This window comes from Geodermatophilus arenarius (genome assembly GCF_042654585.1).
Lineage (GTDB): Bacteria > Actinomycetota > Actinomycetes > Mycobacteriales > Geodermatophilaceae > Geodermatophilus > Geodermatophilus arenarius.
On record NZ_JBHSGR010000026.1, the window covers coordinates 14,749 to 40,356 of the forward strand.

General features: G+C 75.2%; 19 protein-coding genes. 7 read left to right on the forward strand and 12 right to left on the reverse strand.

What is annotated here, in order from left to right:
- Window positions 1-51: 51 nt before the first annotated feature.
- Both ACFO3M_RS19725 and ACFO3M_RS19730 read left to right on the forward strand, forming a co-directional pair.
- The gene (locus ACFO3M_RS19725) at window positions 52-2,187 is read left to right on the forward strand and encodes a DUF2157 domain-containing protein (protein WP_387992910.1); all 2,136 of its coding nucleotides are present in this window, start codon (window positions 52-54) and stop codon (window positions 2,185-2,187) included.
- Window positions 2,188-2,234: 47 nt separating this feature from the next.
- Complete coding sequence (locus ACFO3M_RS19730) at window positions 2,235-4,067, forward strand: SCO7613 C-terminal domain-containing membrane protein (protein ID WP_387992913.1); 1,833 nt, start codon at window positions 2,235-2,237, stop codon at window positions 4,065-4,067.
- 14 nt (window positions 4,068-4,081) lie between these two features.
- On the opposite strand, the gene ACFO3M_RS19735 is transcribed toward ACFO3M_RS19730, so the two are convergent.
- From ACFO3M_RS19735 to ACFO3M_RS19780, 10 genes are all read right to left on the reverse strand, one after another.
- Window positions 4,082-5,272 (reverse strand): site-2 protease family protein, encoded by a 1,191-nt coding sequence (locus tag ACFO3M_RS19735; protein ID WP_387992915.1) that lies wholly within the window; start codon window positions 5,270-5,272, stop codon window positions 4,082-4,084.
- Window positions 5,273-5,708: 436 nt separating this feature from the next.
- Window positions 5,709-6,089, reverse strand: coding sequence for a metal-sulfur cluster assembly factor (locus tag ACFO3M_RS19740; protein ID WP_387992918.1), 381 nt, complete (start codon window positions 6,087-6,089; stop codon window positions 5,709-5,711).
- Window positions 6,086-6,553 carry a Fe-S cluster assembly sulfur transfer protein SufU gene (sufU, locus tag ACFO3M_RS19745; protein ID WP_387992921.1) on the reverse strand — a complete coding sequence of 156 codons (468 nt, stop codon included), beginning with the start codon at window positions 6,551-6,553 and terminating at the stop codon, window positions 6,086-6,088. Before sufU ends, ACFO3M_RS19740 begins: the two co-directional genes overlap by 4 nt.
- On the reverse strand, window positions 6,553-7,878 hold the full coding sequence (locus ACFO3M_RS19750) for a cysteine desulfurase (protein ID WP_387992924.1): 1,326 nt from the start codon (window positions 7,876-7,878) through the stop codon (window positions 6,553-6,555). The genes sufU and ACFO3M_RS19750 overlap by 1 nt, the downstream gene beginning before the upstream one ends.
- A complete protein-coding gene (gene sufC / locus ACFO3M_RS19755) occupies window positions 7,875-8,648 on the reverse strand; it encodes a Fe-S cluster assembly ATPase SufC (protein ID WP_387992927.1) in 774 nt (257 codons plus the stop codon). The genes ACFO3M_RS19750 and sufC overlap by 4 nt, the downstream gene beginning before the upstream one ends.
- Before the next feature lie 15 nt (window positions 8,649-8,663).
- Window positions 8,664-9,017, reverse strand: a complete 354-nt coding sequence (locus ACFO3M_RS19760; RefSeq protein ID WP_387992930.1) for a non-heme iron oxygenase ferredoxin subunit — start codon at window positions 9,015-9,017, stop codon at window positions 8,664-8,666.
- A gap of 3 nt (window positions 9,018-9,020) precedes the next feature.
- Window positions 9,021-10,340 (reverse strand): Fe-S cluster assembly protein SufD, encoded by a 1,320-nt coding sequence (gene sufD / locus ACFO3M_RS19765; RefSeq protein ID WP_387992932.1) that lies wholly within the window; start codon window positions 10,338-10,340, stop codon window positions 9,021-9,023.
- Window positions 10,340-11,782, reverse strand: coding sequence for a Fe-S cluster assembly protein SufB (gene sufB / locus ACFO3M_RS19770; RefSeq protein ID WP_387992934.1), 1,443 nt, complete (start codon window positions 11,780-11,782; stop codon window positions 10,340-10,342). Before sufB ends, sufD begins: the two co-directional genes overlap by 1 nt.
- Window positions 11,779-12,609 carry a helix-turn-helix transcriptional regulator gene (locus ACFO3M_RS19775; RefSeq protein WP_387992936.1) on the reverse strand — a complete coding sequence of 277 codons (831 nt, stop codon included), beginning with the start codon at window positions 12,607-12,609 and terminating at the stop codon, window positions 11,779-11,781. The genes sufB and ACFO3M_RS19775 overlap by 4 nt, the downstream gene beginning before the upstream one ends.
- A gap of 106 nt (window positions 12,610-12,715) precedes the next feature.
- The gene (locus ACFO3M_RS19780) at window positions 12,716-15,244 is read right to left on the reverse strand and encodes an ATP-dependent Clp protease ATP-binding subunit (RefSeq protein ID WP_387992939.1); all 2,529 of its coding nucleotides are present in this window, start codon (window positions 15,242-15,244) and stop codon (window positions 12,716-12,718) included.
- A 210-nt stretch (window positions 15,245-15,454) separates the two neighbouring features.
- Between ACFO3M_RS19780 and ACFO3M_RS19785 the strand changes: the two genes are divergently transcribed.
- Complete coding sequence (locus tag ACFO3M_RS19785) at window positions 15,455-16,399, forward strand: COX15/CtaA family protein (RefSeq protein WP_387992942.1); 945 nt, start codon at window positions 15,455-15,457, stop codon at window positions 16,397-16,399.
- 120 nt (window positions 16,400-16,519) lie between these two features.
- On the opposite strand, the gene ACFO3M_RS19790 is transcribed toward ACFO3M_RS19785, so the two are convergent.
- Window positions 16,520-17,509 carry a ScyD/ScyE family protein gene (locus tag ACFO3M_RS19790; RefSeq protein ID WP_387992945.1) on the reverse strand — a complete coding sequence of 330 codons (990 nt, stop codon included), beginning with the start codon at window positions 17,507-17,509 and terminating at the stop codon, window positions 16,520-16,522.
- A gap of 332 nt (window positions 17,510-17,841) precedes the next feature.
- Window positions 17,842-18,756 carry a heme o synthase gene (locus tag ACFO3M_RS19795; RefSeq protein ID WP_387992948.1) on the reverse strand — a complete coding sequence of 305 codons (915 nt, stop codon included), beginning with the start codon at window positions 18,754-18,756 and terminating at the stop codon, window positions 17,842-17,844.
- 329 nt (window positions 18,757-19,085) lie between these two features.
- Here ACFO3M_RS19795 and tkt point away from each other — a divergent pair, with 329 nt between their 5' ends.
- Genes tkt through zwf form a run of 4 tightly spaced genes read left to right on the forward strand, consistent with a single transcriptional unit; the run spans window position 19,086 to window position 25,597 of the window.
- The gene (tkt, locus tag ACFO3M_RS19800) at window positions 19,086-21,311 is read left to right on the forward strand and encodes a transketolase (protein ID WP_387992950.1); all 2,226 of its coding nucleotides are present in this window, start codon (window positions 19,086-19,088) and stop codon (window positions 21,309-21,311) included.
- 32 nt (window positions 21,312-21,343) lie between these two features.
- The gene (gene tal / locus ACFO3M_RS19805) at window positions 21,344-22,447 is read left to right on the forward strand and encodes a transaldolase (RefSeq protein ID WP_387992953.1); all 1,104 of its coding nucleotides are present in this window, start codon (window positions 21,344-21,346) and stop codon (window positions 22,445-22,447) included.
- Complete coding sequence (locus ACFO3M_RS19810; RefSeq protein ID WP_387992956.1) at window positions 22,444-24,054, forward strand: glucose-6-phosphate isomerase; 1,611 nt, start codon at window positions 22,444-22,446, stop codon at window positions 24,052-24,054. The genes tal and ACFO3M_RS19810 overlap by 4 nt, the downstream gene beginning before the upstream one ends.
- A 25-nt stretch (window positions 24,055-24,079) precedes the next feature.
- Window positions 24,080-25,597 (forward strand): glucose-6-phosphate dehydrogenase, encoded by a 1,518-nt coding sequence (gene zwf, locus ACFO3M_RS19815; RefSeq protein WP_387992959.1) that lies wholly within the window; start codon window positions 24,080-24,082, stop codon window positions 25,595-25,597.
- Window positions 25,598-25,608: the final 11 nt, after the last annotated feature.

Sequence of the window (25,608 nt, forward strand, 5' to 3'; positions counted from 1 at the left end):
GTCCGGGCGAGATCGCTACCGCCGGCGCCCGCGGCGCGTCACCATCCGCCCGTGACCGATCCCTCCTGGTCCGGGCCCTCCTGGGGTCTGCCCTGTCCCGTCTGCGGCACGCCGGCCGCGCCCGCCCCGGCGCCCTGCGGGACGTGCGGCCTGCCCGCCGTCGCGCAGGCGGCCACGGTGGTGGCCCGGCTCGGCGCGACCATCGACGAGTTCGCCCGCGAGCGGGACGCCCTGGTGGCCACCCTGCGCGCCGCGGCCCCGGGCCCGGCCCCCGCCCCTCCGCCCGCTCCGGCCCCGGCCTGGGCGCCCGCGCCCGCTCCGGCGCCCGGCTGGCCGCCGCCGCCCGCGCCCGCCGCGCCGCCCGGTACGCCACCGCTCCCGCAGCCACCGTCCCCGCGGCGGCGGCTGAGCCCGCAGCAGGTGCTGCTGGGCCTGGGCGCGCTGCTCGTGGTCGCCGCGGCCATCGCGTTCGTGGCGGTGGCCTGGAGCCGGCTGGGCGTGACCTTCCAGGCCGCGGTCATGGCCACGGTCACCGCCGCCGCCTGCGCGGCCTCGGCGTGGAGCGCCCGCCGCGGCCTGCGGGCCACCGAGGAGGCGCTGGCCGGCGCCGGGGCCGCGCTGCTGGCGGTCGACCTCGCCGCCGCGCACGCGCTCGGCCTCTGGGGTGCCGACGCCGTGCCGCCCCGGCTGTGGGGCGGGCTGTCCTGCGTCGCGGGCGCGGCCGTGGCCCTGGCCCTCGGCCGCGGCACGCGCAGCACGGTCACCTGGCCGCTGGTCGCCCTGCTCGCCGCCCAGCCGGCCGGCTGGCTGCTGCTGCCCCTCGGGGTGGCCGACGGCGGCGCGGGGGTCGCGGTCCTGCTCGCCACCGCGCTGGTCGACGTCCTGGCGCTGCTCCTGCTGCGCCCGGCCCTGCAGCGGGTCGCGCTCGGGCTGGGCGCCCTGACCGGAGGCGCCGGGGTGCTCCTCGGCGTCCCGCTGGCCTGGGACGGCGGTGCGGTCGACGGGTGGGTCGCCACCGGCGTCCTCGTGGTGGCCGCGGCCGTCGCCGGCGCCCTGCTGCGGGAGCCGCGGCTGGCGCCGTTCCTGCCGGAGCCGCGCGCCGCCGCGGCCGGCGCGGCGGGGGTCGCGGCCCTGGCCCTGGCCGGGTCGCTGAGCGGGCTCGGTGTGGCGGGGACCGTCGCGGCGGGCGGGCTGGGCCTGGTCCTGCTCACCACCGCCGCGCCGCCGTCGGTCGCCGGGTCCGCGCCGGCGGCGCTGCTCGCCGGCGGGGGCGCGCTGACCGCCGCCGTCGCCGGCGTCCTCGCCGACGGCGACCACCCCGCGCCGCTGGCCCTGGTGCTGCTCGCCGCCGCCGTCCCGGCCGTCCTCGCCGCGGTGCTGCGCCCCGGGGTCCGCGCCGCGGCGACCGGGACCGCGCTGGCCGCACCCGGCGGTGCCGTCCTGATCGCCTCGGGGGGTGGCCTGCTCTCCCCCGGGGTCGCGGGCCTCCTGCTCGCGCTCGTCGCCGCCGCCGCGTTCGCCGTCGCCACGGCCCGCGCCGCGCGGCCCGAGGAGGTCGCCGCCGCAGGCACCGGCGCGGTCCTCGCCGTGGCCGCCGGGATCACCGCCGGCAGCGCCGGGGCGTGGGGGCAGGTCGCGGTCGACCTCGCCGTGGCCGGGGCGGCCGCCGGCTGCTACGCCGTCGTCGCCCGGCGCCGCCTCGCCGCCGTCCTCGCGGTGGCCGACCTCGTGCTCGCCGGGTGGATCGCCGCGGCGGGTGCGGAGATCCGCACGCCGGAGGTCTACACGCTGCCGGCCGCGGCGGGGCTGCTGCTGCTCGCGCTCCCGGCGCTGCGCACGGGAGCAGCCTCCTGGGCCGCCGAGGGCGCCGCGGTGGCCGTCGCGCTGCTGCCGTCGGCGGTCGTCGCCGTGGCCGACCCGGCGCCGCTGCGGCTGGTCGGGGTGGTCGCCGCGGCGGCCGGGCTGACCGTCGCGGGGGCGCTCACCCACCGGCAGGCGCCGTTCGTCCTCGGGGCCGGTGCCCTGCTGGTGGTGACGCTCGGCCGGCTGGCGTCCTACGCGCCGCTCGTGCCGCGCTGGGTCACGCTGGCCACCGCGGGCCTGCTCCTGCTGGTCGTCGGGGCCACCTACGAGCGGCGCCGGCAGCAGGCACGGGAGGCGGTGGCCTGGGTCGCGCAGATGCGCTGACCGCCCCTAGCGTGAGGCCCGACGGCCGGGCGCGAGGGGGGACGGCGATGACGGGCGCGCCGCTGCCACCCCTGCCCTACGCGGGCCCGCCGGGAGCGGCCCGCGTCGATCCCGGCCCGCCCCTGCCCTCGCTGCCCGCCCGGCTGCGGCCGCCGCAGGTGATCCTCGGCGTCGGGGTGGTCCTGCTGGTGGCCACGGCGCTGGCCGGGCCGTCGCTGGCGGGCGGGGTCGCCCGGATCGGCGTCCTGCTGCTGGCGCTGGTCGCCGCGTGCGCCGCGGCGTGGGCCGCCCGGGCCCGGCTGCGCAGCACCGAGGAGGCGTGCGCCGCAGCCGCGGTCGCACTCGCGCTGACCGGAGCCGCCGGCGGGGAGCGCACCGCCGACGGCGGGCCGCTGCCGGCGCTGGGCCTGGCCGTCCTGCTGCTCAGCCTGCGGGTGCTGCTCCCCCGGCCGCTGAGCTGGCCGCTCGGCGCCTGGCTGGCGCTGCAGGTGGCGGCCCTGCGGTCGCTCGCCCTGGTGCCCGCGGGCCTGCCGCGCACCGCGCTGCTGCTCGGCGTCGCGCTGGCCGGGCTCGCGGTCACCCTGACGGCGCGGCGCCCGCTGGCCCGCGTCGCCCTGGTGACCACCGCGCCCTGGTTCGTCGCCGGGGCAGCCGGCGGGCTGGTCGGCGCCGCCACCGGTGCCGGTGATGCCCGCCGGGTCGCGGCCGGCCTGCCAGTCGCCGCGGCGGCCGCGCTGCTGCTCGTGCGGCTGGAGCGCGCGGTCGAGCCGCTGCTCGGGCCGCCGCGGCTGGTCCCCGGGGTCGCGGGCCTGGTCGCCGGCGGGGCGGTGGGTGCGGCGCTGTCCACCGACGGGCCGGTCCCGCTCCCGCTCGCGGGCTGGCTCGGCGTGCTGCTCGCGAGCGTGGCCGCGGCCACGCTGACCGGCTGGCGCCGGGGGCTGCTGCTGCCCGCCGCGACCGCCGCGGGGCTCGTCCTGGTGGTGCCGGCGGTGGCCCAGCTGGTCGCGGCCGCGCGCTGGCCCTCGCTGATCGCGCTGCTGGTGCTGCTGGCGCTGTCCGCGGCCGGTGTCGCGGCGGCCCGCCGGGACGAGCGGGCCCGGGCGCTGGCCGAGGCCGTCGGCTGCCTCGTCGCCGCGGCGCTGCTCGCGGTGCCGGCGGGGCTGCTCTCCGCCGGCGCCGCCGCGGCGGCGCTCACCGGGCTGTTCGCCGGCACGCTGGCCGCCCGGCCCGCGCTGGCCGCCGACGTCCGCGGTGCGACCGGCACGGTCGGCGCCGTCTGCGCGGGTGCGGCGCTGGTGGTCCTGGCCGTCTCCGCCGCGTGGGGTCCGCTCGCGGCGCAGCTGGCCGTGCAGGGCGTGCTGGTCTGCGCCTGGGCGGCGCCGGCGGCCCGAGGGGGCGAGGCCGAGGCGGCCTGGCGCACCGGCGCGCTGGAGCTGGGCGCTGCGGGGTGGACGCTGGCCGCGCTGACCGGCACGGCCGTGGTCGAGGCCTGGAGCCTGCCGGCCGCCGCGGCGCTGCTGGTGGCGGCCGGGCCGCGCCTGTTCGACGGCCCGTCCTGGCCGGTGTGGGGTCCGGGTCTGGTGGCCGCGGCGGCGCCGTCGACGGTGGCCGCGGTGGTGCAGCCCGGCGCGCTGCGCCCGCTGCCGGTGCTGGTCGCCGCCGCCGCGGCCATGGCGCTCGGTGCGCGCGCCGCGGTGCGGGCGCCGCTGTTCGTCGGCGCGGCCACGGCGGTCGCGCTCGGCGTGGGGCTGGCGGTGGAGGCCCTGCCGCTGCCGCTGGCCGGGGTCCTCGTCGCCGGCGCGGGCCTGCTGGCCCTCGGCGCCCGCCGCGAGCTGCGCCCGGTCGCGGGCTTCGGCGCGCGGCTGTCGGAGATGCGCTGACCCCCGGCCGGTGGTCAGCCGGGTCCGGGGCCCGGCACCCGGGCGACGTCGGCTCCCCCACCGGCGCCGGGGTACCGGCCGGCCGCGGCCAGGTCGGCCAGCTGCAGGGTCCGCGTGACGTCGCTCGGGGACACGACGCCGACCACGCGGCCGCCGTCGAGCACCACGGCTCGCCCGTCGCTGCAGCCCTCCATGCGCCCCAGCAGGTCCAGCAGTGGCTCCTCCGGGCGGGCGGTCGGGACCTCCGACGGCGGGCAGGCGACGTCACGCAGCCGCGTCGTCGCCCGGGCGGATGCCGGTACCGACCGCAGCCGGTTGAGGGTCACGAGACCGACCAGCGCCCCGCCGGGGCCGACCAGCGGGTAGGTGCTGAACCGGTGCGCCAGGGCCACCTCGTACAGGAATCGGTCGACCGGCTGGTCGGGGTCGGCGGTCAGCACCGGGCCGCTCATCACCCGGCCCACCGGCAGCCCGCCCAGCCGTGCGGACGCGCGGGCCTGCTGCTCCTCGGCGGTCGCGGCGTTGACGAGGAACAGGCCGATCAGACCCAGCCACAGCCCGCCCAGGCCGCGGCCGGTGACCAGCTGCAGGGCGCCGAGGGCGACGAGCGCGAACCCGAAGAACCGCCCCGCCCGGGACGCCGTCACCGCCGAGGACCACGGGTCCCCGCGCCGCCACCACAGCAGCGCCCGCAGCAGCCGCCCGCCGTCGAGCGGGGCCGCCGGGACGAGGTTGAACAGGGCCAGCGAGACGTTGATGACCGCGAGGTAGTCCAGGACGGCCACGGGCAGCCCGCCGGCGCCGGCGACCCGCGCCAGGACGGCGGCCGCCATGGCCAGCCCGCCGAGGACGAGGCTGGTCAGCGGGCCGACGCCGGCGATGCGGAACTCCGCCCCGGGGGTCCGTGCGCCGCCGCGCAGCCGGGCCACCCCACCCAGCAGCCACAGCGTGATGCCCTCGACCTCCACGCCGTTGCGCCGGGCGACCACCGCGTGGGCCAGCTCGTGCGCGAGGAGCGAGGCGAGGAAGGCGGCCGCGGCCACCAGGGCGGCGGCCGCGTACGCGAGGCCGCTGCGGCCGGGCAGCACCAGGGGGAAGCGCCCCAGTGCCAGGCCGGCGGCGATGATCGCCACGATCACCAGGACGCTGGCGTTGACGCCGACCCGGATGCCGGCGATGCGGCCCAGCCGGAAGGTCTCGTTCATGCCGTCCTCCTCGGGCGGAGTGCGCAGCCCGCTGGCGCCCTACCCGATGGTGCGCCACGGACAACCCGCGCCCGGCTCGGGGCCGGACAGCGACTCCGCGCACACCGCCCGGTGGCCCGGGCTCGGGAACGCGCGCAGCGGCGAGAGGAGCGGGCGCCCAGCGGCAGGGCCGGCCGGTCCGGGGCCACCGGCGGGCGACCCGGTCCGGGTCGACGTCGGCGGCGACGACGTGCCGGACGGTCCCCCCGACGACGACTGCCCGCGCCCCGAGGGGCGCGGGCAGTGTCACGACGCTCGCGTGGGCCGCCGGGTCGTCCCCGGGGGCCCATCGAGGAGTCCGGCGAGGGGATCGCGGACCCTCGGTCGAGCTCGTCCGGCGCGGCCGCGGGGTCCCGCGGCACGCGGAGCGTGTCGTGCGGGGCAGACGGTCCCTCGATCAGACCCGGAAGCCGAGGGCGCGCAGCTGCTCGCGCCCGTCGTCGGTGATCTTGTCCGGACCCCACGGCGGCATCCAGACCCAGTTGATCCGGACGTCGTCGACCAGGCCGGGGCCGGGGCCGCCGGTCAGCGCGGCGCGCGCCTGGTCCTCGATGACGTCGGTCAGCGGGCAGGCCGCCGAGGTGAGCGTCATGTCCAGGACGGCGACCTGCGAGTCGCCGTCCTCGGCGACGTCGATGCCGTAGACCAGGCCCAGGTCGACGACGTTGACCCCCAGCTCGGGGTCGACGACGTCGCGCATGGCCTCCTCGACGTCCTCGAGCAGCGCCGACTTGTAGGCCGGGAGCTCGGGGGCGGTGTTCTCGGTGGTCTCGCTCATGCCTGTCCTCCAGTGGGGGTGGCGGCCAGCGCGCGGGCGGAGGCGTCCTTGAGGGCCATCCAGCTCATCAGCGCGCACTTGATGCGGGCGGGGTACTTCGACACCCCGGCGAAGGCGACGGCGTCCTCGAGCTCGTCCTCGAGCTGCTCGGCCACCGTGGAGTCGCCCTTGGACTGCATGAGCGTCATGAACGAGTCGCCGGTGGCCAGCGCGTCGGTGACCGGGCGGCCGACGACGAGGTCGTACATCGCCGAGACCGAGGCCTGGCTGATCGAGCAGCCCATGCCCTCGTAGGACACGTCGGCGATCGTCTCGCCGTCCAGGTGCACCCGCAGGGTCACCTCGTCCCCGCAGGTCGGGTTGACGTGGTGCACCTCGGCGTCGAACGGGTCGCGCAGTCCGCGGCCGTGGGGGTTGCGGTAGTGGTCCAGGATGATGTCCTGGTACATCGACTCGAGCTGCATCAGGCGGTTGCCTCCTCCGGCGTCACACCGAAGAAACGCTGCGCGGCCCGCACGCCTTCCACGAGCGCGTCGACGTCGTCGTACCCGGTGTGCACGTAGAAGGTGGCCCGGGTGGTGGCCGGGACGCCGTAGCGCCGGACCACCGGCCACGCGCAGTGGTGCCCCACCCGGACGGCGATGCCGAGGTCGTCGAGGACCTGGCCGACGTCGTGCGGGTGGATGCCCTCGACGGTGAAGGACACCGCGCCGCCGCGGGCGACGGTGTCCGGCGGGCCGATCACGGTGACGCCGGGGACCGCCTGCAGCTGCTCGAGCGCGTAGGCGGTCAGCGCCTCCTCGTGCGCCTGCACGTTCGCCATGCCGAGCGCCTGCAGGTAGTCGACGGCGGCGCCGAGGCCGATGGCCTGGGCGGTCATCGGCACGCCGGCCTCGAACCGCTGCGGCGGCGGCATGAAGGTGCTGCCCTCCATCCGCACGACCTCGATCATCGACCCGCCGGTGAGGAACGGCGGCAGCGCGTCGAGGACGTCGTAGCGGCCCCACAGCACGCCGATGCCGGTGGGCCCGAGCATCTTGTGGCCGGAGAACACCAGGAAGTCCGCGCCGAGCGCCGCGACGTCGACCGGCTGGTGCGGCACCGACTGCGCGCCGTCGACCAGCACCAGCGCGCCGACCTCCCGGGCCCGCGCCGTGATCGGCCCGAGCGGGTTGATCGTGCCCAGGATGTTCGACTGCTGGGTGACCGCGACGAGCTTGGTCCGCTCGTTGACCACGGTGTCCAGGTCGGACAGGTCCAGCCGGCCGTCGTCGGTGAGCCCGAGCCAGCGCAGGGTCGCCCCGGTGCGCTCGCACAGCTGCTGCCAGGGCACCAGGTTGGCGTGGTGCTCCATCTCGGTCACGACGATCTCGTCGCCCTGGCCGACGGCGTACCGGCGGTGCGCCGGGTCCTTGGCGGTCACCGCGTTGGACAGCGAGTACGCCACGAGGTTGATCGCCTCGGTGGAGTTGCGGGTGAAGACGACCTCCTCGGCGGAGGCGCCGATGAAGGCCGCGATCCGCGCCCGCGCCGACTCGTACGCGCCGGTGGCCTCCTCGGCCAGCTGGTGCGCGCCGCGGTGCGGGGCGGCGTTGATCCGCTCGTAGAAGTCGCGCTCGGCGTCGAGGACGCTGCGGGGCTTCTGCGCGGTGGCGCCGGAGTCGAGGTAGACCAGCCGTTTCCCGTCGCGCACGGTGCGCGACAGGATCGGGAAGTCCGCCCGGATCGCCTCGACGTCCAGGGGCAGCGGGACACGCGTCCCCGTGGGACGCGAGGCGGTCGAGGTCATGCCTTCGCGGTCTCCTTCGAGCCCTTGACGTAGGCGGCGTAGCCCTCTGCCTCGAGCTTGTCGGCGAGCTCCTTGCCGCCCTCGTCGACGACCTTGCCGTTGACGAACACGTGCACGAAGTCGGGTGTGATGTAGCGGAGGATCCGCGTGTAGTGGGTGATCAGCAGGACGCCGACGTCACCCTCCTCGCGGGTGCGGTTGACGCCCTCGGAGACGACCCGCAGCGCGTCGACGTCGAGGCCGGAGTCGGTCTCGTCGAGGATCGCGATCTTCGGCTTGAGCAGCCGCATCTGCAGGATCTCGTGGCGCTTCTTCTCACCGCCGGAGAAGCCCTCGTTGACGTTGCGCTCGGCGAACGCCGGGTCCATCTCCAGCGCCGACATCTCGTCGCGGACGTCCTTGACCCAGGTGCGCAGCTTCGGGGCCTCGCCCTTGACCGCGGTGGCGGCGGTGCGCAGGAAGTTCGACACCGAGACGCCGGGGACCTCGACCGGGTACTGCATGGCGAGGAACAGGCCGGCGCGGGCGCGCTCGTCGACGCTCATCGCGAGGACGTCCTCGCCGTCGAGGGTCACCGTGCCGCCGGTGATCGTGTACTTCGGGTGCCCGGCGATCGAGTACGCCAAGGTCGACTTGCCCGAGCCGTTGGGGCCCATGATCGCGTGCGTCTCGCCCGACCGGACGGTCAGGTCGACGCCGCGGAGGATCTCCTTGGTCTCGTCGCCCTCACCGACCGTGACGTGCAGGTCGCGGATCTCCAGAACCGACACTTCTTCTCTCGCTCCTCAGTTGCCGGCCGCGAGCGGGAGGCGCCCGTCGGACTCGGTGTCGACGTAGACGTCATCCCCCTCCACGCGGACCGGGTAGACGTCGACCGGCTCGGTGGCCGGCAGGTTGGTGGGCTCGCCGGTGCGCAGGTCGAAGCACGACCCGTGCAGCCAGCACTCGATGGTGGGTGCGCCGTCGAACTCCTCGACGTCGCCCTCCGACAGCGGGACCTCGGCGTGCGAGCACACGTCCTGCACCGCGTAGACGTCGCCGTCGTACCGGACGACGGCGACGTCGACGTCGGCGAGCTCCACCCGCAGCGCCCCGTTCTCGGGGACGTCGGAGAGCCCGCAGACCCGCTCGAAGGCCATGGGTCAGGCCACCTCGACCGGCTGCTCGTCGAGGCCGGGCAGGGCGCCCAGGCGCGTCTCGATGGAGCGCATCAGGCGGTCCTGCAGCTCGTCGACCCCGATGTGCTGGACGACGTCGGCGAAGAAGCCGCGCACGACCAGGCGGCGGGCGGTCTCCGCGTCGATGCCGCGCGAGCAGAGGTAGAACAGCTGCTCGTCGTCGAACCGGCCGGTGGCGCTGGCGTGACCGGCGCCGACGATCTCGCCGGTCTCGATCTCCAGGTTGGGCACCGAGTCGGCGCGGGCGCCGTCGGTGAGCACCAGGTTGCGGTTGAGCTCGTAGGTGTCGGTGCCGGTGGCCGCGGGGCGGATGCGGACGTCGCCGATCCACACCGTGCGCGCGCCCTCGCCCTGCAGCGCACCCTTGTAGAGCACGTTGCTGGTGCAGTTGGGCACCGCGTGGTCCACCCAGAGCCGGTGCTCCTGGTGCTGGGTCTCGTCGGAGAAGTAGACGCCGAACAGCTCCGCGGTGCCGCCGGGGCCGGCGTACTGCACGTTGCTGACCAGCCGGACGAGGTCGCCGCCGAGGGTGACCACGACCTGCTTGAAGCTGGCGTCCCGGCCGACGACGGCGTCGTACTGCCCGCCGTGCACCGCGCCGGGCGCCCACTCCTGCACCGAGACGACGGTGACCTGCGCGCCGTCACCGACGAGCACGGCCACGCCGCCGGAGTACCGGGCGAGGCCCGCGTGGTCGAGGACGACGGTCACCTCCGCGAACGCGCCGACCTCGACGACGAGCTGGCCCCACACGACGTCGTCCGAGCCGGTGCCCGACAGCCGCAGCGTGACCGGGCGGTCGGGCCGGGCCTCCGCCGGCACGCGGACGACGGCCGCGCCGCCGCTGCGCTGCCGGGTGAGCGCCGCCAGCCGGTCGACCGGCTCGGGCAGGCCCTTGATCAGCGGGTCGTCGGCCTCCACGCGGGTCAGCTCGACGCCCTCGGGCAGGTCGGTGTCCCACTCCAGGTGCGCGTCCGAGGGGGCGCCGTCGAGCAGCGGGCGGATCCGGCGCATCGGGGTGAAGCGCCAGTCCTCCTCGCGGCCGGTGACCGCGCCGAAGGCCTCGGGGTCGGTCGAGGTGAACCGCTCGGCCGGCGAGCCGGTCGGGGCGGTGCCGCCGTGCGAGTGGGCGCCCGGCGCGGCCTGGCCGGCCGTGCCGGTGCCCGCCGCCGGGACGGCCGGCGGGCCCGCCTGGGTGCCCACCCCCTCGCCGAACAGCTCGCCGGCGAGGGTGGCGGACTCCGTGGTGAGACCGGTGGTGCTGGGGGCGTTCTGGTCCGGCATCAGCCGACGGCACCTTCCATCTGCAGCTCGATGAGCCGGTTGAGCTCGAGGGCGTACTCCATGGGCAGCTCGCGGGCGATCGGCTCGACGAACCCGCGGACCACCATCGCCATGGCCTCGTCCTCGGACAGGCCGCGGCTCATCAGGTAGAAGAGCTGGTCCTCGCTGACCCGGGAGACGGTCGCCTCGTGGCCCATGGCGACGTCGTCCTCGCGGACGTCGACGTAGGGGTAGGTGTCCGACCGGCTGATCGTGTCGACCAGCAGGGCGTCGCACTTGACCGTCGACTTCGAGCCGGACGCGCCCTCGTCGATCTGCACCAGGCCGCGGTAGGAGGTGCGGCCACCGCCGCGGGCCACCGACTTCGACACGATGGTCGAGGAGGTGTTCGGGGCGGCGTGCACCATCTTGGCGCCGGCGTCCTGGTGCTGGCCCTCGCCCGCGAAGGCGATGGACAGGACCTCGCCCTTGGCGTGCTCGCCGGTCATCCAGACCGCCGGGTACTTCATGGTGACCTTGGAGCCGAGGTTGCCGTCGATCCACTCCATGGTCGCGCCCTCGTGGGCGATCGCCCGCTTGGTGACCAGGTTGTAGACGTTGTTCGACCAGTTCTGGATGGTCGTGTACCGGCAGCGCGCGTTCTTCTTGACGATGATCTCGACGACCGCGGAGTGCAGCGAGTCCGACTTGTAGATCGGCGCGGTGCAGCCCTCGACGTAGTGCACGTAGGCGCCCTCGTCGACGATGATCAGCGTCCGCTCGAACTGGCCCATGTTCTCGGTGTTGATCCGGAAGTAGGCCTGCAGCGGGATCTCGACGTGCACGCCCTTCGGCACGTAGATGAACGAGCCGCCCGACCACACCGCGGTGTTCAGCGCGGCGAACTTGTTGTCGCCGGACGGGATGACCGAGCCGAAGTACTCGCGGAACAGGTCCGGGTGCTCCTTGAGGGCGGTGTCGGTGTCGAGGAAGACGACGCCCTGCTCCTCGAGGTCCTCGCGGATCTTGTGGTAGACGACCTCGGACTCGTACTGGGCCGCGACGCCGGCGATCAGCCGCTGCTTCTCCGCCTCGGGGATGCCCAGCTTGTCGTAGGTGTTCTTGATGTCCTCGGGCAGCTCGTCCCACGAGGCGGCCTGGGCCTCGGTCGAGCGCACGAAGTACTTGATGTTCTGGAAGTCGATGCCGGAGAGGTCCGACCCCCAGTCGGGCATCGGCTTGCGCTCGAAGAGCTTGAGCGCCTTGAGGCGGCGCTCGAGCATCCACTCGGGCTCGTCCTTGCGCGCCGAGATGTCCCGGACGACGTCCTCGTCGAGACCGCGTCGGGCGGAGGCCCCGGCGACGTCGGCGTCGGCCCAGCCGTACTGGTAGCGGCCGAGCTGCTCGATCTGCTCGTCCTGCGTCAGCGGCGTGCCGGTCACCGGCTGCTGGGTGCTGGTCATGCGGGCGTCCTCTCCCGGTCGTTCGTGGGGGTGCTGGTGGACGGTGCGGGGCCGGGTCGTGGGGGGACGACCCGCGCTGCTCGCTCACCGGGTACAGGGCGTGCGGGGGTCGTTCTGTTCCCCGCACCGGTGTGAGCCCGGGCGCCTCCGCTGCTGCGAGGCGGCCCGGGGATGTGGGTGGTGCAGACGCCGTCGCCGTGGGCGATCGTGGCCAGCCGCTGGACGTGGGTGCCCACCAGCCGGCCGATGACCGCCGTCTCGACCTCGCACAGCTGCGGGAACTCCGCCGCCACGTGCGCGACCGGGCAGTGGTGCTGGCACAGCTGCCCGCCGCTGGAGATCGCCGAGGCCGTGGCAGCGTAGCCCTCGGCCGTCAGCGCCTCGGCCAGCGCCCGGGCCCGCTCGACCGGCGCACCGGCCGCGCGGGCGACGGCGTCGGAGGCCCGCTGCTCGAGACCGGCCAGCTGCGCCTCGGCGACGGCGCGGACGGCGTCGGGACCACCGGAGGCCGCGACGTACCGCAGCGCGGTCAGCGCCAGGTCGTCGTAGGCGTGGGCGAACCCGGACCGGCCGGCGTCGGTGAGGTGGAAGTGCCGGGCGGGCCGGCCCCTCCCCCGGTGCGCGCCCGCGGCCGCGCGCTCCTCGACCCGGCCCTGGGCGGCCAGGGCGTCGAGGTGGCGCCGGACGGCGGCGGGGCTGACGCCCAGCCGGCCGGCCAGCTCGCTGGCGGTCTGCGGACCGTGCTCGAGCAGCAGCGCGAGCACGCGGTCACGGGTGCGGACGTCGTCGGCCCGCACCGTCCCCGCCTGCGTCGCGCTGCTTTCCACAACACGATTGTGTCCTATTTCGGGAGGCCTGCAAGCAAGGTCCCCCTAAGTCACCCGGCCCCCGACCGTGCAGGTCAGGGGCCGGGTGGCGCAGGTCACGACGGGCTCAGGCCCGGGCGGCCGCCGCCGGCTCGCGGTCCTCGACGCGCAGGTCGAGGGCGCCGTCCCGGACGTCGGCGACGACGTGCCGGCCGGCCCCGGCGCGGCCGTCGAGCAGCAGCCGGGCCAGCGGGTTGTCGACCTCCCGCTGGATCGCCCGGCGCAGCGGGCGCGCCCCGAACGAGGGCTCGAAGCCCCGCTCGGCGATCCAGGCGACCGCCTCGTCGGTGAAGGTCACCTCGATGCCCTGCGCCGACAGCCGCCGGCGGGTCTCGTCGAGCAGGAGCCGGGTGATCTGCTGCAGCTGCTCGCTCTCCAGCTGCTGGAACACCACGATCTCGTCGATCCGGTTGAGGAACTCCGGCCGGAACGACTCCCGCAGCCGCCGCATGAGCCGGTCCCGCAGGCCGGCGTCGGCCGCGGCGCCGTCACCGGTGCCGAAGCCGAGCGGGGTGTTGCGCCCCTGGATCAGCTCCGACCCCAGGTTGCTGGTCATGATCAGCACGGTGTTCGTGAAGTCGACCGTGCGGCCCTGCGAGTCGGTGAGCCGGCCGTCGTCGAGCACCTGCAGCAGCGTGTTGAAGACGTCGGGGTGCGCCTTCTCGATCTCGTCGAGCAGCACCACCGAGTAGGGCCGGCGGCGGACCGCCTCGGTCAGCTGACCGGCGTCCTCGTAGCCGACGTAACCGGGCGGGGACCCGACCAGGCGGCTGACGGTGTGCCGCTCCTGGAACTCGCTCATGTCCAGCCGGATCATCCGGTCGGAGTCGCCGAACATCGCCTCGGCCAGGGCCCGGGCCAGCTCGGTCTTGCCGACGCCGGTCGGGCCGAGGAACAGGAAGCTGCCGATCGGCCGGTCCGGGTCGCCCAGGCCCACGCGGGACCGGCGGATGGCCTCGGAGACCACGCGGACGGCGTCGTCCTGGCCGACCACCCGCTCGTGCAGGCGCTCCTCGAGCTGCAGCAGCCGCGCCATCTCCTCCTGGGTCAGCTGGGCCACCAGGATGCCGGTCTGCCGCGAGACCACCTCGGCGACGTCCTCGACGCCGACCTCGGGCACGCCCGGCTGGCCGCCGCCGGTGCGGGCCTCCTCCAGGCGGCGCTGCGCCGTGGCGAGCTCGTCGCGCAGCTCGGAGGCGCGCTCGTACTGCTCGGCGGCGACCGCCTGGTCCTTCTCCCGCTGCAGCCGCTCGACCTCCTGCTCGAGGCCGCGCAGGTCCGTCGGCGGGGTCTTCACCCGGCGGCGGACGCGGGCGCCGGCCTGGTCGATGAGGTCGATGGCCTTGTCCGGCAGGTGCCGGTCGGTCACGTAGCGGTCGGAGAGCTCGACGGCGGCGCGGACGGCGTCGTCGGTGAAGCGCACCTGGTGGTGGGCCTCGTAGCGGTCGCGCAGGCCGCAGAGGATCTGCACGGTGTCCTCGACGCTGGGCTCCGACACCAGGATCGGCTGGAACCGGCGCTCGAGAGCGGCGTCCTTCTCGATGTTCCGGCGGTACTCGTCGAGCGTCGTCGCGCCGATGACGTGCAGCTCGCCGCGGGCCAGGGCGGGCTTGAGCATGTTGCCCGCGCCGCCGGAGCCCTCGGACGCGCCCGCGCCGACGACGGTGTGCAGCTCGTCGATGAAGACGACCACCTCGTCGGAGTGCTCGCGGATCTCGTCCACGATCTTCTTGAGCCGCTCCTCGAAGTCCCCGCGGTAGCGGGTGCCGGCCACCAGGCCGGTGAGGTCGAGCTCGACCAGGCGCTTGCCGCGCAGCGTCTCCGGGACGTCGCCCTCGACGATCTGGGCGGCGATGCCCTCGACGATCGCGGTCTTGCCGACGCCGGCCTCGCCGATGAGCACCGGGTTGTTCTTGCGGCGCCGCGAGAGGACCTCGACGGTCTGCTCGATCTCGGACTCGCGGCCGATCACCGGGTCGATCTGGCCGTTGCGGGCCATCTCGGTGAGGTCGCGGCCGAACTCGTCGAGCGTCGGGGTGCTCGAGGCCGGCCGCCCGGGACGGCCGCCGCCCGGCGTGCCGCCGCCGGTGGCCGCCTGCTGCAGCGCCTCGGGGGTGACCCCGTGCTCGCGCAGCACCCGCCCGCCCGGGGACTCGGCGTCGACGGCGAGGGCGAACAGCAGGTGCTCGGGGCCGATGTAGGTGGAGCCCAGGGCCCGCGACACCTGGTGGGCGTCGAGCAGGACCCGCTTGGCGGCCGGGGTGAGGGCGGCCCGCTCGGCCTGCGGCGTCCCCTGCGGCATCCGCTCCTCGAGCTCGGTGCGCAGCCGGTCGGGGTCGGTGCCCGTGCGGGACAGGAAGGCGCGCGCGGTCTCGTCGCCGGTCATCGCCCACAGCAGGTGCTCGGTGTCGAGGTCGGCGCTGCCGGTGGCCAGGGCCTGCGCGGCCGCGGCGTTCACCAGCTCGCGGGCCTGCTGGCTGAGGAACTGCACGGGGCTCACCCGCTGCCGCGGCGTGCGCTGCTCGCCGCCCAGGTAGCGGGCGAAGAAGTCGTCGAACGGGCTCCCGTAGGGGCCCGGGAAGAAGGGGTTGGTCATACCTCACGTCCAAGGGGAAGTCGGGGCGTCGGCGGGGCTCGCTCGGAGGTCGCCCGGATGGGGCACCCGTACCCGGGAGGGCGCACCGACACCAGGTCGGCGCGTCGGCCGCCTGCGCCTCCTACAGCGCGGTCGGGCGCCCCGTCCTTCCCCGTCCGTGATCGCCCTGGGCGAACCGGGGAGGTGGCCGGCCGCGACTAGCATCGGGCCGTGCCGGTCCTGCCCACCGCCTTCTCCCCCGCCGTCATCACGCGCCTGGCGCTGGCCAACGTGGTCGCCAACGGCGCCATCGTGGTCACCGGCGGCGTGGTCCGGCTGACCGGCTCGGGTCTGGGCTGCCCCACCTGGCCGCGGTGCACCGCCGACAGCTTCGTGACGACGCCGGAGATGGCCGGGCACGGCCTGATCGAGTTCGGCAACCGGCTGCTCACCTTCGTGCTCACCGCGGTGGCGGTCGCGGTGCTGGTGGCGGTCTGGCGCTCCCCGCGCCGGGACCTGCGGCCGCTGGCGGTGCTGACGTTCCTCGGCATCCCGGTCCAGGCGGCGATCGGCGGCGTCACGGTGCTCACCGGCCTGAACCCGTGGACCGTCGCCGTCCACTTCCTCGTCTCCACGCTGCTGGTCGCCGTCTCGACCGTGCTGTGGCTGCGGTCCCGCGAGCCCGGCGTCGGCCGGCCGGTGGTCCGCCGCCCGATCGCGCTGCTGGCCGGCGGGATCGCCGCGGTCACCGCGGTGGTGCTCGCGCTGGGGACGGTCGTCACCGGCAGCGGCCCGCACAGCGGCGACCTCGACGACGCCGGCGTCCCCACCGGCGACCGCATGGGCTTCGACCCCGAGACGGTGAGCCGGCTGCACGCCGACGCGGTGTTCCTGCTCGTCGGCCTGACGATCGCGCTGCTCGTGGCGCTGTACGCCACCGACGCCCCCGACCGCGTCCGCCGGGCCGCGCGCGACGTGCTCGTCGTCCAGCTCCTGCAGGGCGTCGTCGGCTTCGTCCAGTACTTCACGCACCTGCCGGTCGTGCTGGTGCTGCTGCACATGCTCGGCGCGGTGCTGGTGACCGCGTACACCGCGCGGCTGGTGTGGTCGGTCCGCGGCCCGGCGACCGGGCAGCCCCTCGACGCCGCCGCCGTCCCCGCCACCGCCGCCCGCTGAGCCGCCGGGCCGGGCCTCACTCCCGACCGCGCCGGCCTCACCACGCGGTGCCCGACCTCGCGCTGCAGGGTGAGGTCGGGCACCGGAGAGCGAGGTGGAGCCCCTCGTGCGGGGCCGGGCTCAGCCGCGCAGGCCGACCGTCCAGATCTCGCCGTCGAGCGTGACGACGTAGGCGGTCCGGCCCACCACCTCCATGGAGGTCGGCCGGTCGAGCGGCTCGGCCACCAGTTCGAAGCCGCCGTCCCGGGTCGCCCGGAGCAGCTGCCCGGTGTCCGGGTCCGCCGGCGACCCCTCCGGGTTGCCGGGCGTGAAGACGCCCTGCGACAGGGCGTAGACGCCACCCGGACCGCGCTCGACGTCCACGAGCAGCCGGCCACCCGAGGCGACCTCGCGGACGTCCTCGTCACCAGGCCGGAAGGCCAGCACCCGGCCGGTCGCCGGCTCGTGCGGGACCGGCCCGGCCAGGGCGACCAGCACGCTGCGGCCGTGGGCCGCCAGGCCGGTCGGGACGACGTTCCCCAGGGTCAGGACCTCGGTGATCCCGCCGTCGGAGGTCACGTGCAGGACGCGGTTGTGGTGTCCGTCGGTGACCAGGAAGCCGCCGTGCACTGCCTCCAACGCGTACTGCACGCCGGTGGGCACGAAGAAGTCCGTCTCCGGGGGGTTCTCGAGCGACCAGGCGCCGATGTCCGCGACGACCGTGCAGGTGTCCGGAGCGTCGACGCGATAGAGCCCGACGACGTCGTCCCCGCCGACATCGGGGCCGACCAGCGTCACCAGCACATAGGCGGTCCGACCCTGGAAGGCGACGTCCATGGCACCGCCCGTGTCGTCCGGGGGGAGCACCCGCTCCGGCAGGCAGTCCGCGACCGTCGTCGCCTCCCCCGTGCGGCGGTCCACGCGGGTCAGGTCGCCGGAGACCGGCTCGGTGACGTAGAGGTCCCCACCGGGACCGACGGTGCTCCCGGAACCGCCGGCGAGCCCCTCCACCAGCAGCTGCGGCTCCGCGGTCCCGGCGGCTGGTGCGGCACTCGCCGTCGCAGGTGCGGCCAGAGCCAGCAGCAGCGCGGCGGCGGCAACCGCCGGAGCCCTTCCTGGAGTGCTCCCCACGGTCCTCCCCTTCCTCGACGCGGTCCCCCCTTCACGCGGCCGGGACGGCGCGTCGCCGCGCCCCTGCCGCGGACCGGACGGCCGGTGTACTCCGTCGCCGCGTGGGCCGGGACCCCGTTCCGGCACCGCGGTTCTCGGCTCACGGCACGGCACCACCTGCCGTGACGGCGCCCGACACGGCGCGAGACGACACTGGATCGACACCGGGCACCCCGACCGGCGAGAGGCGCCGCGTGGCGGTCGGTCGCGTCGGACGTCGAGATCCCGTGATCTCGACCGGCGGCACCGGCCCGGACGGTCGAGATCACGGGATCTCGACCCAGCCGAGTGGGTCAGACGAGGACGTCGATGGCGATGGCGATCGACAGCAGCGTCATGTGGGTGATCGACACCGAGAACAGCTTCATCGGCCGGTCGGGGACGGCGGCGCGGATGCGGTCCAGCCACTGGTGGGTCTCGGCGACGTACCAGGCGCCGAGCAGGCCGCCGCCGATGGCGAAGGCCCAGTTCAGCACCGGGGTGATCGACCCCATGAGCAGGGTGGCGCCCAGGGTCGCCCACGCCCACGCGACCGACTGGCGGCCGACGCTCTCCGGGCCGGCGACGACGGTCAGCATGGGGACGTTCGCGCGGGCGTAGTCGTCGCGGTAGCGGCTGGCCAGCGCCCAGAAGTGCGGCATCTGCCAGCAGAAGACGACGGCGAAGAAGGCGAGCGCCGGCCAGTCGAGCGAGCCGGTCACCGCCGCCCACCCGATGAGCACCGGCGCCGCGCCGGGGAAGGCCCCGAAGACCGTGTTGTGCCGGGTCCGGCGCTTGAGCACCATCGTGTAGACGACGGAGTAGGCCAGGATCGCGACCGCGGCCAGCGCGGTGGCCAGCGGCGTGGTCTCGAACCACAGGATCGCCAGCGACGCCGTGGCGAGGGCCGCCCCGAAGACCAGGGCCGCCCGCGGGGACACCACCCCGGCGGGGATCGGCCGGTTGCGCGTGCGGGACATCAGCCGGTCGATGTCGCGGTCGTACCAGCAGTTGAACACGTTGGCCGCGCCGGCGGCGAACATCCCGCCGACCATCGTCGCGGCCACCAGCCGCCAGGACGGCCACCCGTCGGCCGCCATCATCATCGCCGGCAGCGTCGTCACCAGCAGCAGCTCGACGAGCTTCGGCTTGGTCAGCGCGACGTAGGCCCCGACCACGCCCGACAGCCGGCGGGCCGGGACGGCCGGCCGCTGGGTGAGCGCCGTCACCGGGCGGCCTCTGCCGCGCGCACGCACGGACGGCAGGGAGCCACCGGGCACGAAGACAGCACGATGGTCCCTTCGAACCGGGGTATGGAACGGGCCCACTGTAGCCCTCGGCCACCCCGCCCACCGGTGCGGATGACTAGGGTCTGATCACGTTGACGCCGCGGGAACTGCGGGTAGGGCCGTCGCCGACGACGGAGGGTCACGGGTCGAGGGAGACCAGGGACACGGCCGATCCGCTGCCCCGCACCCGACGTCGTCCGCCCGGGAGCACGGACCACCGCTCCCCGGACGGCCCCACGCACGGCCGACCTCGAGGAGTTCCGCCCGACATGACCCAGGCTGACGACACGAAGAGCACGGAGTCCGAGGCCCCCGCCGAGGCCGCGACCGACTCCCCCACCGGATCGCCCCGGCAGCCGCACCCCACGCTGCCGGAGGACTTCGGCGACCTCGACCGCCGGGCCATCGACACCGCCCGCGTGCTGGCGATGGACGCCGTCCAGAAGGTCGGCAACGGCCACCCCGGCACCGCGATGAGCATGGCGCCCACGGCCTACCTGCTGTTCCACAAGTGGCTGCGGCACGACCCCACGGACCCGAACTGGGTGGCCCGAGACCGCTTCGTCCTGTCGATGGGCCACTCGAGCCTGACGCTGTACGTCCAGCTCTACCTGTCCGGCTACGGCCTGGAGCTCGAGGACCTGCAGGCCCTGCGCACCTGGGGCTCGAAGACCCCCGGCCACCCCGAGGTCAACCACACGCCCGGCGTGGAGACGACGACCGGCCCGCTCGGCCAGGGCGTCGGCAACGCCGTCGGCATGGCCATGGCCGCCCGCCGCGAGCGCGGCCTGCTGGACCCCGACGCCCCCGAGGGCGAGAGCCTCTTCGACCACACCGTCTGGGTCTTCGCCTCCGACGGCGACCTGGAGGAGGGCGTCAGCGGCGAGGCGTCGTCGCTGGCCGGCACCCAGCAGCTGGGCAACCTGGTCCTGGTCTACGACGACAACCGGATCTCCATCGAGGACGACACGAACGTCGCCTTCACCGAGGACGTCGGCAAGCGCTACGAGGCCTACGGCTGGCACGTGCAGCACGTCGACGACGGCGAGGACCTGGCCGCGGTCGACGCCGCGTTCGCCGCCGCCAAGGCCGAGACCCGCCGCCCGTCGATCATCGTGCTGCGGACGATCATCGCCTGGCCCGCGCCGAACAAGCAGAACACCGGCGCCGCGCACGGCTCGGCGCTCGGCGACGACGAGGTCCGCGCCACCAAGGAGGTCCTGGGCTTCGACCCGGGGAAGACCTTCGAGGTCGACGACGAGGTGCTCGCGCACGCCCGCTCGGTGGTCGACGCCGGCGAGAAGGCCCACGCCGAGTGGCAGGAGCGCTTCGACGCCTGGGCGCAGGAGAACCCCGAGCGCGCCGCCCTGCTGGAGCGGATGCGCGAGCGCCGGCTGCCCGAGGGCTTCGCCGACGGCCTGCCGACCTTCGACGCCGACCCCAAGGGCGTGGCCACCCGCAAGGCCTCGGGCAAGGTCCTCGCCGCCCTCTACCCGGCGCTGCCCGAGCTGTGGGGCGGGTCGGCCGACCTCGCGGAGAGCAACAACACCGCCGTCGAGGGGGAACCGTCCTTCCTGCCGGCCGACCGCCAGACGAAGATGTGGAGCGGTGGCCCCTACGGCCGCACGCTGCACTTCGGCGTCCGCGAGCACGGCATGGGCGCGGTCATGAACGGCATCGCGCTGCACGGCGGCACCCGCGTCTACGGCGGCACGTTCCTCACCTTCTCCGACTACATGCGCGGGGCGGTCCGCCTGGCCGCGCTCATGCAGCTGCCGGTGACCTACGTGTGGACGCACGACTCGATCGGCCTGGGCGAGGACGGCCCCACGCACCAGCCGATCGAGCACTTCGCCGCGCTGCGGGCCATCCCCGGCCTCGACGTCGTCCGCCCGGCCGACGCCAACGAGGTCACCGTCGCCTGGCGCACGATCCTCGAGAACAACGACCGCCCGGCCGGCCTGCTGCTGTCCCGGCAGAACCTGCCGGTGTTCGACCGCTCGGAGTTCGGCTCCGCCGAGGGCGTCGCGCGCGGCGCCTACGTGCTGGCCGACGCCTCGAACGGGCAGCCCGAGGTGATCCTGCTGGGCACCGGCTCGGAGGTGCAGATCGCCGTCGCCGCCCGCGAGCGGCTGGAGGCCGACGGCGTCCCGACCCGCGTGGTGTCGGTGCCCTGCGTCGAGTGGTTCGCCGACCAGGACCAGGCCTACAAGGACGAGGTGCTGCCGCCCTCGGTCCGCGCGCGGGTGAGCGTCGAGGCCGGCGTGCCCATGGGCTGGCGCGAGTTCGTCGGCGACGCCGGCCGGATCGTGGGGCTCACCCACTACGGCGCGAGCGCCGCCTACTCGGTGCTCTACGAGGAGTTCGGGCTGACCGACGAGGCCGTCGTCGCCGCCGCCCGCGAGTCGATCGAGGCCGCCGCCGCGGGGAACGCCGTCCCGGCCGGCCCGGTTGCAGCCACCGGGGGCCTCCCCCACCCCACCGGCGACCGCTGAACCCACGCGGCCTCACCACGAAGGGCAGAGACATGGCACAGAACGAGAAGCTGGCCGAGCTGTCACAGGCGGGCGTCGCCGTCTGGCTCGACGACCTGTCGCGGGACCGCATCCGCAGCGGCAACCTGCAGTCGCTGGTCGACGAGCGCTCCGTCGTCGGCGTCACCACCAACCCGACGATCTTCGCCGCCGCGATCAGCGGGTCGGAGTCCTACGACGACCAGCTGCACGCCCTCGCGGTGCGCCAGGTGAGCGTCGAGGAGGCGCTGCGCACCATCACCGCCTCCGACGTGCGCGACGCCTGCGACCTGCTGGCCCCCGTGGCCGAGCGGCAGCCCGGCGACGGCCGGGTGTCGCTGGAGGTCGCGCCGGGCCTGGCGCACGACACCGACGCCACCGCCGCCGAGGCCGCGCACCTGTGGTGGCTGGTGGACCGGCCGAACCTCTACATCAAGATCCCGGCCACCGTGGAGGGCCTGCCGGCCATCACGACGTCGATCGCCCGCGGGATCAGCGTCAACGTCACCCTGATCTTCAGCCTCGAGCGGTACCGCGCCGTCATGGACGCCTACCTGTCCGGGCTGGAGCAGCGCCTCGAACAGGACCCCGACGCCGACCTCAGCGGGATCGCCTCCGTCGCCTCGTTCTTCGTGTCCCGCGTGGACAGCGAGATCGACAAGCGGCTGGAGAAGGCCGGCGCCGACCAGCTCAAGGGCAAGGCCGCGCTGGCCAACGCGCAGCTGGCCTACCAGGCCTACGAGGAGGTCTTCTCCTCCGACCGCTGGAAGGCGCTGGAGGCCAAGGGCGCGAGGCCGCAGCGGCCGCTGTGGGCCTCGACCGGGGTGAAGAACCCGGAGTACTCCGACACGCTCTACGTCAGCGAGCTCATCGCCCCCGGCACCGTGAACACGATGCCGGAGAAGACGCTGCAGGCCTACGCCGACCACGGCGCGGCGGGCACCCCGGTGCAGAAGACCTACGACGACGCCGCGGCGACGATGAAGGCCATCGCCGACGCCGGCGTCGACCTCGACGACGTGTTCCGCGTCCTCGAGGAGGAGGGCGTGCGGAAGTTCGTCGACTCGTGGGACGAGCTCACCGAGTCCGTGCGCGGCCAGCTCGAGGACAAGGCATGACGCTGGAGTTCTCCTGCTCCGGCCTCGACGTCCCGGAGGTCGTCCGCACCCAGCTCGCCGACGACGACGTCGCCGCGCGCCTGGTGGCCAAGGACGCCACCCTCTGGGGCCCCGAGGCCGAGAGCGAGGCCTCGATCCGGCTCGGCTGGCTGGACCTGCCCGCGTCCTCGCGCGAGCTGGTGTCCCGGCTGGCCGAGCTGCGGGCCGAGCTCGCCGGCGAGGGGATCGACCGCGTCGTCCTGTGCGGCATGGGCGGTTCCTCGCTGGCGCCGGAGGTCATCTGCCGCACCGCGGGCGCGCCGCTGGTCGTCCTCGACACCACCGACCCCGGGCAGGTCGCCGCGGCGATGACCGACCTCGACCGCACCGTGGTCGTGGTCAGCTCCAAGTCCGGCGGCACGATCGAGACCGACAGCCACCGGCGGGCGTTCGTCGCCGCGTTCGCCGAGGCGGGGCTGGACGAGAAGGAGGTCGGCCGGCGGTTCGTCGTCGTCACCGACCCCGGCTCCCCGCTGGCCGACACCGCCGCCGCCATGGGCGCCCGCGCGGTGTTCCTCGCCGACCCGAACGTCGGCGGCCGCTACAGCGCCCTGTCGGCGTTCGGGCTGGTGCCCGCGGCGCTGGCCGGGGTGGACGTCGGCACCCTGCTGGACGAGGCCGCCGACCTCGCCGAGCACCTCGCCGAGCCGGACAACCCGGCGCTGGAGCTCGGCGTCGCCATGGGCGCGGGCTTCCGCACCGGCCGGGACAAGGTCGCCCTCGCCGAGGGCACCGGCGGCAGCGGCCCGCGCATCGAGGGCTTCGGCGACTGGGCCGAGCAGCTCATCGCCGAGTCCACCGGCAAGGAGGGCCGGGGGCTGCTGCCCGTGGTCCTGGAGTCGGTGGACGCGCCCGGGTCGCAGGCGCCGGACGCGCTGCTGGCCGTCGTCGACGGGGACCCGGTCGACGGCCGGCCCTCGGTCGGCGTCACCGGCCCGCTGGGCGCGCAGTTCCTCGGCTGGGAGTACGCGACGGCGGTGGCCGGGCGGGTGCTGGGGATCAACCCCTTCGACCAGCCCAACGTCACCGAGTCCAAGCAGAACACCTCGCGGATCCTCGAGTCCGGCCTGCCCGAGGAGCGGCCGGCCGCCACGATCGGCGCGGTCGAGCTGTACGCCTCCGGCGGCGTGCTCGACGGCGTCGACCTGACCCAGGCCGACGGGCTGCGGCTGGCGCTGGACGCCCTGCTGGGCGCCGTCCCGCCGCGTGGCTACCTCGCCGTCATGGCGTACCTGGACCGCGAGGCCGACGCCCGGGCCGGCGAGCTGCGTGCGGCGCTGGCCCGCCGCACGGAGCACGCGGTCACCTTCGGGTGGGGTCCGCGCTTCCTGCACTCGACCGGCCAGTACCACAAGGGCGGTCCGCAGGTCGGCGCGTTCCTGCAGCTCACCGGCGCGGTGACGCAGGACCTCCCGGTGCCCGACCGGCCGTACTCCTTCGGCACGCTGCAGGCCGCCCAGGCCGCCGGCGACCGGCAGGCGCTGGCCGACCGGCAGCGCCCGCTGCTGCACCTGCACCTGACCGACCGGTCCGCCGGCATCGACCAGGTCCTCGCTGCCCTCGACTGACCCTGCACCCCCTCGAGGAGGGCACGTGATCCCCAACCCGCTGCGCGACCCGCGGGACCGGCGGCTGCCGCGGGTCCCCGAGCCCTGCGCCCTGGTCGTCTTCGGCATCACCGGCGACCTGGCCCGCAAGAAGCTGCTCCCGGCCGTGTACGACCTGGCCAACCGCGGGCTGCTGCCGACGAACTTCGCGCTGCTGGGCTTCGCCCGGCGGGACTGGGGTGACCAGGACTTCGCCGAGCTGGCACGGGACGCGGCCCGCAACGCGGCCCGCACGCCGTGGCGGGAGGAGGTGTGGGAGCGGCTGGCCAACAGCGTCCGGTTCGTCCAGGGCTCCTTCGACGACGACAACGCCTTCGACGAGCTCGCCCACGCCCTCGCCGACCTGGAGAGCAGCCACGGCATCGGCGGCAACGCGGCGTTCTACCTGTCGATCCCGCCGGCGATGTTCCCCGTCGTGCTCAAGCAGATGCAGCGCACCGGCATGGCCGAGAGCACGCCGGACCGGTGGCGGCGGGTCGTCGTCGAGAAGCCCTTCGGCACCGACCTCGCCTCCAGCCGGGAGCTCAACGAGCTGGTCGACTCGGTGTTCAGCGCCGAGGACGTCTTCCGCATCGACCACTACCTGGGCAAGGAGACCGTCCAGAACCTCATGGCGCTGCGGTTCGCCAACGAGCTGTTCGAGCCGGTCTGGAACGGCCACCACGTCGACTCGGTGCAGATCACCATGGCCGAGGACGTCGGCATCGGCGGGCGGGCGGGCTTCTACGAGAAGACCGGGGCGGCGCGCGACGTGCTGCAGAACCACCTGCTGCAGCTGCTCGCGCTCACCGCGATGGAGGAGCCGGTCGAGTTCTCGGCCGACGAGATCCGCACCGAGAAGCTCAAGGTGCTGCGCGCGATCTCGCTGCCCGAGGACCTGCACACCTTCGCCGTCCGCGGCCAGTACGAGCAGGGCTGGCTGGCGGGTCAGCGGGCCAGGGGCTACCGGCAGGAGGAGGGCGTCGACGCGCACTCGACCACCGAGACCTACGCCGCGGTCCGGCTCGGGGTGGAGACCCGCCGGTGGGCCGGCGTGCCGTTCTACCTGCGCACCGGCAAGCGGCTGCCGCGGCGGGTCACCGAGATCGCGCTGGTGTTCAACCGGGCGCCGCACCTGCCCTTCGCCGACACCGACACCGAGGAGCTGGGCAACAACCAGCTGGTGGTGCGCGTGCAGCCCGACGAGGGGGTCACCCTCAAGTTCGGGTCGAAGGTGCCCGGCAGCGTCATGGAGGTCCGGGACGTGTCCATGGACTTCCTCTACGGCGAGCAGTTCACCGAGGCCAGCCCCGAGGCCTACGAGCGGCTGCTGCTGGACGTGCTGCTCGGCGACGCCACGCTGTTCCCGCGCAACGCCGAGGTCGAGGCCTCCTGGGCCGTCATCGACCCGCTCGAGGAGTTCTGGGCCGGCAGCACGCCGCACGCCTACCGGGCCGGCGAGTGGGGGCCGCGCGCGGCCGACGAGATGCTGGCCGCCGAGGGCCGCCGGTGGCGGCGTCCGTGAGGCGCCCCCGC